This is a genomic window from Streptomyces cyaneofuscatus (genome assembly GCF_042718795.1).
GTDB classification, from domain to species: Bacteria; Actinomycetota; Actinomycetes; order Streptomycetales; family Streptomycetaceae; genus Streptomyces; species Streptomyces cyaneofuscatus_A.
Genome location: NZ_JBHXOX010000017.1, coordinates 49,715 through 61,775, shown reverse-complemented (window position 1 = coordinate 61,775; position 12,061 = coordinate 49,715). Strand labels below are relative to the sequence as shown.

12 protein-coding genes are annotated in these 12,061 nt (G+C 71.0%); 10 read left to right on the top strand and 2 right to left on the bottom strand.

What is annotated here, in order from left to right:
• Nucleotides 1–111 precede the first annotated feature (111 nt).
• The 6 genes from ACFWRT_RS20535 (at nt 112) to ACFWRT_RS20510 (ending at nt 5,526) form a co-directional block, all read left to right on the top strand.
• Nucleotides 112–480, top strand: a complete 369-nt coding sequence (locus ACFWRT_RS20535; protein WP_380955524.1) for an STAS domain-containing protein — start codon at nt 112–114, stop codon at nt 478–480.
• A gap of 199 nt (nt 481–679) precedes the next feature.
• Entirely contained in the window at nt 680–1,171 is a 492-nt protein-coding gene (locus tag ACFWRT_RS20530; RefSeq protein WP_380955525.1) for an ATP-binding protein, read from the top strand.
• Between the two features lie 182 nt (nt 1,172–1,353).
• Entirely contained in the window at nt 1,354–2,118 is a 765-nt protein-coding gene (locus ACFWRT_RS20525) for a peptidase (protein WP_380955526.1), read from the top strand.
• A gap of 32 nt (nt 2,119–2,150) precedes the next feature.
• On the top strand, nt 2,151–3,035 hold the full coding sequence (locus ACFWRT_RS20520) for a hypothetical protein (protein WP_380955527.1): 885 nt from the start codon (nt 2,151–2,153) through the stop codon (nt 3,033–3,035).
• A complete protein-coding gene (locus ACFWRT_RS20515; RefSeq protein ID WP_380955533.1) occupies nt 3,035–4,126 on the top strand; it encodes a hypothetical protein in 1,092 nt (363 codons plus the stop codon). The genes ACFWRT_RS20520 and ACFWRT_RS20515 overlap by 1 nt, the downstream gene beginning before the upstream one ends.
• The gene (locus ACFWRT_RS20510; RefSeq protein ID WP_380955528.1) at nt 4,123–5,526 is read left to right on the top strand and encodes a hypothetical protein; all 1,404 of its coding nucleotides are present in this window, start codon (nt 4,123–4,125) and stop codon (nt 5,524–5,526) included. Before ACFWRT_RS20515 ends, ACFWRT_RS20510 begins: the two co-directional genes overlap by 4 nt.
• Nucleotides 5,527–5,649: 123 nt before the next feature.
• On the opposite strand, the gene ACFWRT_RS20505 is transcribed toward ACFWRT_RS20510, so the two are convergent.
• Complete coding sequence (locus ACFWRT_RS20505; protein WP_380954755.1) at nt 5,650–7,134, bottom strand: oligopeptide:H+ symporter; 1,485 nt, start codon at nt 7,132–7,134, stop codon at nt 5,650–5,652.
• A gap of 503 nt (nt 7,135–7,637) precedes the next feature.
• Between ACFWRT_RS20505 and ACFWRT_RS20500 the strand changes: the two genes are divergently transcribed.
• Both ACFWRT_RS20500 and ACFWRT_RS20495 read left to right on the top strand, forming a co-directional pair.
• Nucleotides 7,638–8,315, top strand: coding sequence for a response regulator transcription factor (locus ACFWRT_RS20500; protein ID WP_380954756.1), 678 nt, complete (start codon nt 7,638–7,640; stop codon nt 8,313–8,315).
• A 52-nt stretch (nt 8,316–8,367) separates the two neighbouring features.
• Nucleotides 8,368–9,633, top strand: coding sequence for an ATP-binding protein (locus ACFWRT_RS20495; RefSeq protein ID WP_380954757.1), 1,266 nt, complete (start codon nt 8,368–8,370; stop codon nt 9,631–9,633).
• 53 nt (nt 9,634–9,686) lie between these two features.
• Here ACFWRT_RS20495 and ACFWRT_RS20490 read toward each other — a convergent pair whose 3' ends face one another.
• Nucleotides 9,687–10,220, bottom strand: coding sequence for a GtrA family protein (locus ACFWRT_RS20490; protein WP_380954759.1), 534 nt, complete (start codon nt 10,218–10,220; stop codon nt 9,687–9,689).
• Nucleotides 10,221–10,382: 162 nt separating this feature from the next.
• Between ACFWRT_RS20490 and ACFWRT_RS20485 the strand changes: the two genes are divergently transcribed.
• Entirely contained in the window at nt 10,383–11,522 is a 1,140-nt protein-coding gene (locus ACFWRT_RS20485; protein ID WP_380954761.1) for a 5-(carboxyamino)imidazole ribonucleotide synthase, read from the top strand.
• The gene (purE, locus tag ACFWRT_RS20480; RefSeq protein ID WP_380954762.1) at nt 11,519–12,058 is read left to right on the top strand and encodes a 5-(carboxyamino)imidazole ribonucleotide mutase; all 540 of its coding nucleotides are present in this window, start codon (nt 11,519–11,521) and stop codon (nt 12,056–12,058) included. The genes ACFWRT_RS20485 and purE overlap by 4 nt, the downstream gene beginning before the upstream one ends.
• The last annotated feature ends 3 nt before the right edge of the window (nt 12,059–12,061 follow it).

Below are 12,061 nucleotides of genomic sequence, written 5' to 3'. Positions count from 1 at the left end.
TACCGCGTGGCGAACGAAACGCGTACTGTTTCAGGCACGTCGGCGGCAGCTCTGCATACAGCCGCACAGGCAGTGACGCGCACAGTGACGGACGGCGAAGAGGTACTGGGCATGGACCGCGGGACGGTCGGCAGTGCGAACCGGGGTCGACTTCAGGTCGAGGCCCGGACCGAGGGGTGCAGCGAGGTCGTGACTCCGGTGGGTGAGCTCGATCACCACACCGCCGATCTCCTGCGGGAGCCTCTGGAGAGCGCGGTCGAGCAGGGGCGGTCACGCCTGGTGGTCGACTGCTCACGCCTCGACTTCTGCGACTCCACCGGGCTGAACGTGCTGCTCGGTGCCCGCCTCAAGGCGGAGGCGGTCGGAGGAGCGGTTCACCTGGCCGGAATGCAACCGGTCGTGGCAAGAGTCTTCGAGATCACCGGCGCCGAGGCGGTCTTCACCGTCCACGCCACGCTCGCGGAGGCCCTGGAGACCTAGATCGGGTGCGGCGCGCTCGCGCGTCGTCCCTGATGACGGCCGTGTTACGCGATCGACAGCCCGAAGGGGGTGTCGTAGCGGTCCGGCCGGGCAGGAGACACCCCGTCGGTATCCCGCAAAGATCCGGCACATTCGGTAACTGACCATTTCTGTTCGATGGCGACATGGCGACATGGCGAATCGGTGAGGTGAAGCGCTGATGAGCACCACCCGGCAGCATCCGCCGGGCGACCTCGGTCGCGAGCCGGAAGAAGCGGGCGCAGCCTCGCCCGTTCCGGCCGAGCGGCAGTGGCGCACGCTCTCACTCGGGCAGGCCAGCGGCATTGTGCCGATGGCCCGTGATTTCGCCCGGCAGGCCCTGCACGACTGGGGGTGGCTTCCGGCGTCCAGCGCGGACCGCCGGGCCGCGGCCGAGGACGTCCTGCTGGTCGTCTCCGAGCTCGTGACCAACGCGTGCCTGCACGCCGAGGGCCCCGAAGAGCTCCGGATCGGCCGCACGCCCAAGGCGTTGCGCGTCGAGGTCGTGGACCGGGGGGCCGGCCAGCCCGCCCCCCGTACGCCGCACCGCGCCGGCCGCCCTGGCGGACACGGCATGTTCATCGTGCAGCGCCTCTGCCTGGACTGGGGCGTGCAGCGTACGCCGGAGACGCCGGGCAAGACCGTCTGGGCGGAGCTCGCCGCTCCCGCGTGACAGCGAGAGGCATTCAAGAGGCATTTCCGTACACCGAAGAGCGCGCCGGATCCGGCGCGCTCTTTCTCTTCCCTCCATCAGGCCCCGGGCGTACCTTGAGCGCCCAATCTGATGTGTCGTCAGCAACTGGCGCCCGTACGGATCGTGGCGCGCGGCGACGTCCGGCATGAGGGGAACACGAGGTGTCGAACCAGAAGCGGACAGCTCTCGCGCTGACGGCCGCGCTCACGGTCGTGACGGCGGGCTCGGTGGTCCTGATGGCCGCGCCCGCCGCCCACGCCGAGGTCGTGGACGTCAACTACCAGTGTGAGACGCCCATCGGGCCCAAGGGGGCCGTCTCGCCCATAGACATCAAGAGCGTCAGAAGCGGCGGCGGCTACAAGCTCACCATGTCCTTCCAGAAGGGCGTCTCCTCCAGCCCGGTCGAGCTGGGCAAGGGGGCCATGAACCCGAGCGCCGTGATCGAGCTGGGTGGTGCGGAGACGGGGAAGGTCCAGGTTTCGGGGCCGGCGAACGCCGAGGCGATACCGGCCAACACCCCTATCAAGATCAGTGACTTGTCGGGGACGTACACCCCGAAGAAGAGCGGCAAGGTCACCTTCACCGCCGGGGTGCTCACCATCAAGGCGCTCGGTACGACGACGACCTGTACGCCGAAGAACAGTCCCGGGCCTTCGCTGGAACTCGATGTCGCAGGCGCCGGAGGCTCGACGGGCGGCTCCACGGGTGGTACGACGGGCGGCTCCACCGGCGGCAGTGGCTCCGGAGGCGGTGGCTCCACAGGAGGCAGTGCCTCCGGCGGCGGTGCCTCCGGTGGCGGCGAACTGCCGAAGACCGGCCCGCTCGACTCGGCGGCGGCGCTCGGCACCCTCGGCGGGACCGTGCTCCTGGCCGGCGCGGCCGGAGTGCTCTGGCTGACCCGGCGCGGACAGCGCCCCACGGGCTGAACGCCGGAACCGCCAGTGTGAGGGAGTCGTCCATGCCGTACGTACGCCGTCTGCTCGTCGCCTTGGTCCTGGCGCTGCTCCTGGCCCCTCCGGCGGCGGCCGACGAAGGCTCCGGCTGGACGGTCCGGCCCGAGGGCGGTGGGAGTGGCGGGCGGCCGTACGTCTATCTGGAGGGCACTCCCGCGACGGTGCTCCAGGACCGGATCTCGGTGACCAACCCCGCCCGCGCCCCGCTGACCGTACGGCTGCGGGGCGACGGCCGGGCCGGTCCGTGGCTTCGGTTCGCGGCGGAGACGGTCACCGTGCCGGCCCGGACCCGCGCCGACGTGCCGTTCGCGCTCGCGGTGCCGGTCAACGCGACGCCGGGAGGCCTCGCGGGAGAGATCGTGGCGGTGGCGGGCGGGGGCGAGGAGAAGCGCGTACCGGTACGGGTGCGGGTCGGCGGCCCCACCCTGGCGGCGCTCACCGTGGAGGACGTCGAGGTGGCGGGCCGGACCGTCCGGTACGCCCTGGTCAACCGGGGCAACGTACCTCTGCGGCCGCGGCTCGCCGTGCGCGCGGACGGCGTCTTCGGCGCGCTGCTGGACCGCCCGGCCCGGCCGCTGGACCTTGAGCTGGCCCCCGGCCGCCGGGTGGAGCTCACCGAACCCTGGGCTGACGCACCTGAGTTGGACTCCGTCACCGTACGGCTGCGGGTCGCCGCGGAAGGTGGGGCGCGGGATGAGGCGGCTGCCTCGGCGGCGTACGTCCCGGTGGCGCCGGTCGTCGGGGGCGGGCTGCTGGTGCTCGGCGTGCTGGCGGTGCTCGGCACGGGCGCGTACCGGCGCCGCTCGCGCGGCAGGCCGCGAGAGGCCGAGGTGGACGACGAGCTGCAACCGGCCAAAGAGGCGCGGCCCTTGGCGAAGGCGGGAGCGTAATCGTGAGGCAGCACCCGGGCAGTGGAAGCCGCGTACCGACAACTCTCCTGCTCCTCCTGGCCGTTCTCCTGGCGCTCGTCGCTCCGACCGCACAGGCGGCCGATGGCGACGGGCCCTCCGTCACGCTCTCCAAGAAGGAGGCGGGCAAGGGCGGTGAGATCACCGTCAAGGGCGGCGGCTGGCGCCCCGAGGCGTTGCTGATGCTCCTGATCTGCGGCCGGTCCACCCCGGAGCGGGGCGTGATCGGTTCCACCAACTCCTGCGCCAACGCCGACGGCCGGGCCGTCACCACCGACAAGAAGGGCGCTTTCAGCAAGAAGTTGCCGGTGGCCGAGCCGCCTGCGCCCTGCCCCTGTGTGGTGCACGTGGCCACGGTGACCGGCGAACAAGCTTCGGTCGACGCGGTGTTCACGGTGGCGGGCCACCCCACGGCCCCGCTGCCGCCCCCGGCCGACGAGGGGAGGCTCGCGGTGCTGGCCACCGCCCGGCTGGAGGGCGAGAGTTCGCTGCTCACCTGGTTCGGCGCCCCGCCCGCCCGGCAGTTGGTCGTCACCGTCGGCAATCTGGGGTCCGCGCCCGTGGAGGACCCCGTCTTCGAGATCGGCACGGCGCACGGCGTCTACGCCCCGCAGTGGGAGGAACGCCCGTGGCGCGGCACGGTCGCGCCCGGCTCCAAGGCGCAGATCAAGCTGCCGGTCGAACTCTCCGCCGGCGCGCACGGCGACTACCAGGTCTCCCTGCGGTACGGGACGAGGGTGCTGGCCGAACAGCCGTGGGGGGTGAGCCGCCCGTGGGGCGTCACGCTCTTCTGGGTGCTGCTCTGCCTGGTCGTCCCGGCCGCCGTCTTCCGTATCGGCATGGCCGTCGTGGACAAGGTCCGCCCGCGCCCCGCCGGCCTGGTGGCCCGCCACGCCCACCGTACGCGTACGCCCGTCGCCCAGGCGCCTCCCGCCCAGGCGCCTCCCGCCCCGGCCGCGCTGCCGTGGTTCACCCCTGACTCCGCACCGCCTGACCTTCGGCGTTCCGCACCGCCGGAGAACCGACCCCCACCCACGACGAAGGGACAAGCGTGGACACGCAACGGAGGATGAGCGCGGTGGGAATCGCGCTGATGCTCGGCGGCGCGGGCATCGTGCTGGCCGCGAGCCCGGCCCAGGCCGCCGAGGTCAGTTACGCGACGGAGTGCGTTCCGCCGCCGATCTCGGGACTGCCCCCGGTCCAGGGCACCACGAAGGTGCTGCTGACCGCCCCGGCCGAGGCCAAGGTCGGCGACGAGATCGAGGTCGTCTGGAAGACGGTCGACGCCGCCTCCAAGAACCCGGACGTGCTGGACCTGGGCAAGGACACGGTGAAGCCGACCGGGACCATCACGCTGGGCGGTGCGGCGAGCGGCGAGCTGAAGCTGGAGGGTCCCCGGCAGAACCCGCCCATCCCCAAGAACAGCCCCATGCTGCTGCCCGACATGAAGGCCAAACTGAAGCTGGAGAAGGCCGGGGAGATCACGCTGACCCCGGGCGCGTACACGATCAACGTCTCGAAGCCGATCTCCACGGACACCAAGTGCGCGCCCAAGGAGGCGGTTCAGCCGGGCGCCACGATCAAGGTGACGGCGGCGGGCTCCAGCACGGGCGGCACCACGACATCGGGCGGCACCACGACCACCGGAGGCACGACGACCTCCGGCGGCAGCACCGGAACCACTACCTCCGGCGGAACCACGACCACCGGAGGCACCACGACCACCGGCGGCAGCACCGGAACCACCACCTCCGGCGGCGGAACCGGCGGAACCGGCGGAACTGGCGGCACCGGCGGCGAGACCGACTTCCCCGGCAAGGAGGTCTCCGTCGCCTACGCCTGCAAGACCCCCATCGGCGACAAGAACGCCACCTCCCCGGTCCGGATCAGTGCCAAGAAGAACGGCGGCGCGTACGACCTCACCGTCAAGTTCAGCAAGTCCGTCATGGACAGCCCCATCGACATCCCGGCCGACCAGGTCAAGCCGTCCATGGAGGTCGCGCTCGGCGGCGCCGACCAGGGCACGGTCACGGTCGAGGGGCCGCTGAACAAGGAGGTCATCAAGACCGGCGCCCCGATCGACATCCCGGACCTCACCGGCACGTACAAGCCCGGCGCGAGCGGGAAGTCCACGCTCAGCCCGGGCGTCCTGACGGTGATGGCCGCCGGTACGACGACGACCTGCACCCCGCCCGCCGACGTGGCGGTCTCCCTGGAGCTGGACACCTCCGCCCAGCCGGGCGGCGCGTCCGGAGGGACGGGCTCCACGGGCTCCGGCGGCGGCACCACGACCGCCTCCGGCGGAGCGGCGGCCTCCGGCGGCGGTACGGACTCGGGCGGCGGCCTCGCGGCCACCGGCGCCGAGGACGACGGCGCCCTGCGCGCGCTCGGCCTGGTCGCGGGTACGGCGATCCTGATCGGCGGCGCGGTCTTCACGTTCACGCCGTGGCGGCGGCTGCGCGGTACGCGCTGAACCACCCGCAGAACGCGGAGGGCCGCCGCACCGGAACACTCCGGTGCGGCGGCCCTCCGCATAGAGCTCGTACGACAGCTCGTACGACAGCTCGAACCAGCCCGTACTACATCTCGTACGACGTCAGCGGACGTCTCCCATGAGCCGCTTGACCTTGCCGCGGTACATGAAGATCGCGATACCGGCGACCACGGCGAGCGTCGCCTCCAGGGCTACCACCCCGGTGCCGTTCAGCCCCACACCGGCCAGCGAGAGCAGGCCCGTGGTGCAGTCACCGGCGGTGACGGCGAGGAACCAGACACCCATCATCTGGCTCGCGTACTTCGCCGGAGCCATCTTCGTCGTGACCGACAGGCCGACCGGCGAGAGCGTCAGCTCGGCGACGGTCTGGATGAAGTAGATCGCGACCAGCCACATCGCGGCGGCCTTGTGGCCGTCACCCGCGATGGTCAGCGGCATCAGGAAGACGAAGAACGAGGCACCGACGAGGACGAGACCGGAGCTGAACTTCACGATCGTGCTCGGCTCCTTGCCGCGGCGGTTCAGCGCCAGCCAGAAGGCGGCGAAGACCGGCGCGAGGGCCATGATGAGGACCGGGTTGACCGACTGGTACCAGGAGACCGGGAAGTCCCAGCCGAAGACGCTGTTGTCGGCCGAGGACTCGGCGAAGATCGCCAGCGTCGAGCCGCCCTGGTCGTAGATCATCCAGAAGATGGCGGCGGCCACGAAGAACCAGATGTAGCCGGACATCTTCGACTGCTCGGCGGCGCTGAGCTCCTTGTCGCGCTTGATGCGGACCAGGACCATCACCGGGATGACGAGACCGGCGATGGTGATCGGGACGAGCAGCCAGTTCAGCGTGTAGACGCCGGTGACGACCGTACCGATGTAGAAGACGGCCGCGACGCCGAGCCAGATCATCGACTTGCGCAGCGTCGAGGCGCGCTCGTCCTTGGAGAGCGGCTTCGGGACGATCAGGCTCTTCTCGTCCAGGTGCTTGGTGCCGAGCAGGAACTGGAGCACACCGAGGCCCATGCCGAGTGCGGCGAGGGCGAAGCCGAGGTGCCAGTTGACGTTCTCACCGACGGTGCCGATCACCAGGGGCGCGGCGAAGGCGCCCATGTTGATGCCCATGTAGAAGATGGTGAAGCCGCCGTCGCGGCGCGGGTCGTCCGGGCCGTCGTAGAGGTGGCCGACCATCGTCGAGATGTTGGACTTCAGCAGACCCGATCCGATGGCCACGAGGCCCAGGCCGGCGAAGAACGTGCCTTCCCAGGGCAGGGCCAGCACCAGGTGCCCGGCCATGATGACCCCGCCGGCGATGGCGACGGTCTTGCGCGGGCCCCAGACCCGGTCGCCGAACCAGCCGCCGGGCATGGCGAGCAGGTACACCAGCGACAGGTAGACGGAGTAGATCGCGGTCGCCGTGGCCGGGTTCATGTCGAGCCCGCCGGGCGCGATCAGGTAGAGCGGGAGCAGTGCCCTCATGCCGTAGTAGCTGAAGCGCTCCCACATCTCCGTCATGAAGAGTGTGGCCAGGCCGCGGGGGTGGCCGAAGAAGGTCTTCTCGCCGGAACTGGCCGAGTCCTTCGTCAGGCTGGACGCCATGGTCGATCCTTGCTGGTCGGGACGCGCTCGCCTCGTGAGCGGTGCGCGCCCGGTGGGGGGTAGCCGGCACCGGCGCGGCCGCACCCCATCCCCACGCCTGAGGGGGACTCGCCCCGGGGCCGGGCTCCGGTCGGAGCGTTCGGCGGCGGGGCGGGGAAGTACCGCGTCGGGATCCACACCCGGATCGCGTGCACTCGCTGGTTCACACGCTCCGGGCCCGGCTCACAGGTCATTCACTCAAAGCGGGCCGGCGCGAACCGGCCCAACACACACAAGAGACCCTTGGCGCTCATGGCGGCCCAAAGGTCGTTCTTTAGTGCAACAGGCGTCGGGACACCATACGACACGACACAGCGGCATATGGAAGGACTTGAGACATGGATCACAGGTAATCGTGGAACCAGGCTCCCATATTCAAAGGTCCATGTCCGGATCTCGACGGTAACCCGCAGGCGGCGTCGCGGGCCTCACCTCGCACGTCCCAGCCGGACTACCATCAGTCCATGACCCGTGTACTGCTCGCCGAGGACGACGCATCCATCTCGGAGCCACTGGCCCGCGCACTGCGTCGGGAGGGTTACGAGGTCGAAGTCCGCGAGGACGGCCCGACGGCGCTCGACGCCGGACTCCAGGGCGGCATCGACCTCGTGGTGCTCGATCTGGGGCTGCCCGGGATGGACGGCCTCGAAGTCGCCCGCCGCCTCCGTGCCGACGGCCACACCGTGCCGATCCTGGTGCTGACGGCCCGCGCCGACGAGGTCGACACGGTGGTCGGCCTGGACGCCGGCGCCGACGACTACGTCACCAAGCCCTTCCGCCTCGCCGAACTCCTCGCCCGGGTCCGCGCCCTGCTCCGCCGCGGCGCCTCCGAGCCCGCCGCGCAGCCCGCCACCCACGGCGTCCGGATCGACGTCGAGTCGCACCGGGCCTGGATGGGCGAGGAGGAACTCCAGCTCACCGCCAAGGAGTTCGACCTGCTCCGAGTCCTGGTCCGGGACGCCGGCCGGGTCGTCACCCGCGACCAGCTCATGCGCGAGGTCTGGGACACCACCTGGTGGTCCTCCACCAAGACGCTCGACATGCACATCTCCTGGCTCCGCAAGAAGCTCGGCGACGACGCGGCCAATCCCCGCTACATCGCCACGGTCCGGGGCGTCGGCTTCCGGTTCGAGAAGAGCTGACGTACGAAGCCCTCATGCGCCCTGAAGCAGGACAACGGAAGAACCGGCGGCCATGCGCCGCCGGCTGATCAACTCCACGCTCGCCGTGGTCCTCGTCGTCATCGCCGTCTTCGGCGTCTCCCTCGTCATCGTAGAGACGCGCACCATCAGCGCCAGCGCCCAGGAGAGCGTCGAATCCGAGGCGCTGCGGCTGATCAGCGTGGTCGACAGCCGGCTGCTGGGCGACGAGGTGATCAACTCCGGGGTGCTGTCCGAGCAGATCGACCCGTCCCGGTTCGCACTGATCGAGATCCCGGGCCGGGCCCCGATCGCCGTCGGCGAGCGGCCCACCGGCAGCGTCCTGCGCGCCACCGAGACCGGTGAGCAGGGCGAGAAGGTCACCGTCGAGGAGTCCCGCTCGGCCGTCACCCGCGAGGTCGGGCGCACGCTCCTGATCATCGGCGCGGTGGCGCTGCTCGCGATCATCTCGGCCGTGCTCCTCGCCGTACGCCAGGCCAACCGGCTCGCCTCCCCGCTCACCGACCTCGCCGAGACCGCCGAACGCCTCGGCTCCGGCGACCCCCGCCCGCGCCACAAGCGGTACGGGGTGCCCGAGCTGGACCGGGTCGCCGACGTCCTGGACGCCTCCGCCGAGCGGATCGCCCGGATGCTGACCGCCGAACGCCGCCTCGCCGCCGACGCCTCGCACCAGTTGCGTACGCCGCTCACCGCGCTCTCCATGCGGATCGAGGAGATCTCGGTGACCGACGACCCGGAGACGGTGAAGGAGGAGGCGAACATCGCCCTCACCCAGGTCGAGCGCCTCACCGACGTCGTGGAGCGGCTGCTGACCAACTCCCGGGACCCGCGGACCGGCTCCGCCGTCGTCTTCGACCTGGACGAGGTCATCAAGCAGCAGATCGAGGAGTGGCGCCCCGCCTACCGCTCCACCGGCCGCGCCCTGGTCCGCTCCGGCAAGCACGGTCTGCGGGCGGTCGGCACCCCGGGCGCGGTCGCCCAGGTCCTGGCGGCGCTCATCGAGAACTCCCTGATGCACGGCGGCGGCACCGTCGCCCTGCGCACCCGCGTCACCGGCAACCAGGTCGTCATCGAGGTCACCGACGAGGGCCCGGGCGTCCCGGCCGAGCTGGGCGCGCGGATCTTCGAGCGGACGATCAGCGGCCGCAACTCCACGGGCATCGGCCTGGCCGTCGCCCGGGATCTCGCGGAGGCGGACGGCGGCCGGCTGGAACTGCTCCAGCAGCACCCGGCGGTCTTCGCGCTCTTCCTCAGCCGCACCCCGCTGGACCGCCAGGACCCGGAACGCCCGGTGCGCTGACCACAACGCCCGGTGCGCTGAGCCGGAGAGGAGCCGGAGAGGAGCCCGAGGGATCAGTTCCGTACGGGATCGGGCTCTACGGTCTCCGACGACCGGCGCTGCTCCAGAAACCGCTCCGCAGGACGCGGGGCCTCCTCGTCGGCCGGGGACTTTGCGGGAAGAGCCTTGAAGACCCACGTCCGGTAGGACCAGAAGCGGAACAGGGTCGCGATCCCGATGCCGAGGATCTTGAAGACGTTGCTCTGGACCGGGGTGTTCCAGTGGAAGCCGTACGTCGCGAGATACAGCACGCCGTTCTCGATGACCGCGCCCGCGACGCTGAACAGCACGAAGAGGGTCAGCTCGCGGGTCCGGCGGGTCTTGTCCCGGTCCCGGTAGGTCCAGTAGCGGAAGCCCACGTAGTTGCAGAGGATGGCGACGAAGGTCGCCAGCACGCTCGCCCGGACGACCTGGAGATCGGTGGTGTGCCGGAGCAGGTTGAAGACGGCGATGTTGACCAGCAGTCCCACCGCACCCACCGCGCCGAACTTGGCGACCTCCCGGGTCAGCAGATCAAGCCGGGTCCGCAGTGCGCCCCGTTCGCTCATGGTGATCGCTCAGTCCGTCCGTTCGAGGGCGTCGACGGTTCCGTCAACTCCGCCATGCTATCCAGCCCTCCCGTGTGGCGGGCCGGTGATGGTCAGGAGCCCGCCGGGAGGGGCACCCGGACGGCGTCCCGGGCGCTCCGGCGCGCCCGATACCCTGGGGGTGTGACGTTCCCGGTAGTCGGCATGGTCGGCGGCGGTCAGCTCGCCCGTATGACCCACGAGGCGGGTATCCCCCTCGGCCTGAAATTCAAGCTCCTCAGTGACACGCCCCAGGACTCGGCGGCCCAGGTGGTCAGCGAGGTCGTCATCGGCGACTATCGCGACCTGGACACGCTGCGCGCCTTCGCGCAGGGCTGCGACGTGATCACCTTCGACCACGAGCACGTGCCCACCGAGCACCTGCGGGCCCTGGAGGCGGACGGCATCCCCGTGCGCCCCGGCCCCGATGCCCTGGTGCACGCGCAGGACAAGGGGGTGATGCGCGCCAAGCTCACGGAGATCGGCGCGCCCTGCCCCCGCCACCGCATCGTGAGCGACCCGGCCGACGCCGCCGCGTTCGCCGAGGAGGTCGGGGGCTTCCCCGTCATCCTCAAGACCGTGCGCGGCGGGTACGACGGTAAGGGCGTGTGGGTGGTCCGCTCCGAGGCGGACGCGGCCGATCCGTTCCGCGCCGGGGTGCCGGTCCTCGCGGAGGAGAAGGTCGACTTCGTACGGGAGCTGGCGGCGAACATCGTCCGCTCGCCGCACGGCCAGGCCGTGGCCTACCCGGTGGTGGAGTCGATCCAGGTCGACGGGGTCTGCGACACGGTGATCGCCCCCGCCCCGGATCTCGCGGAGGAGCTGGCGGGCGAGGCCCAGCAGCTCGCGCTCCGCATCGCCGCCGAGCTGGGGGTCGTCGGCCACCTCGCGGTGGAGCTGTTCGAGACCCGTGACGGCCGCATCCTGGTCAACGAGCTGGCCATGCGCCCGCACAACTCCGGCCACTGGACCATGGACGGCGCGATCACCTCGCAGTTCGCCAACCACGTGCGGGCGGTCCTCGACCTCCCCCTCGGCGACCCGCGCCCGCGCGCCCCCTGGACGGTCATGTGCAACGTCCTGGGCGGCGACTACCCGGACATGTACCAGGCGTACCTGCACTGCATGGCCCGCGACCCGCAGCTCAAGATCCACATGTACGGAAAGGACGTGAAGCCCGGCCGCAAGGTCGGCCACGTCAACACCTACGGCGACGACCTGGCGGACGTGCGGGAGCGCGCCCGGCACGCGGCCGACTACCTGCGAGGAACGATCACCGAATGACTTCCCCCTCCGCACCGGCGCCCGTGATCGGCATCGTCATGGGATCGGACTCCGACTGGCCCGTCATGGAGGCGGCGGCCAAGGCGCTCGACGAGTTCGAGATCCCGTACGAGGTCGACGTCGTCTCCGCCCACCGCATGCCGCGCGAGATGATCGCGTACGGCGAGGACGCGGCGGGCCGCGGCCTGAAGGCGATCATCGCGGGGGCGGGCGGAGCCGCCCACCTGCCCGGGATGCTGGCCTCGGTCACGCCGCTGCCGGTCATCGGCGTGCCGGTGCCGCTGAAGTACCTGGACGGCATGGACAGCCTGCTCTCCATCGTCCAGATGCCGGCCGGAGTGCCCGTCGCCACCGTCTCCGTCGGCGGCGCGCGCAACGCGGGCCTGCTCGCCGCCAGGATCCTCGCCGCGTCCGACCCGGCGCTCCAGGAGCGGATGCAGGAGTTCCTCTCGGAGCTCAACGCCCAGGCCACGGAGAAGGGCAAGCGGCTCCGCTCCAAGGTCCAGGGCTCGGACTCCTTCGGCTTCGGAAAGTAGGGG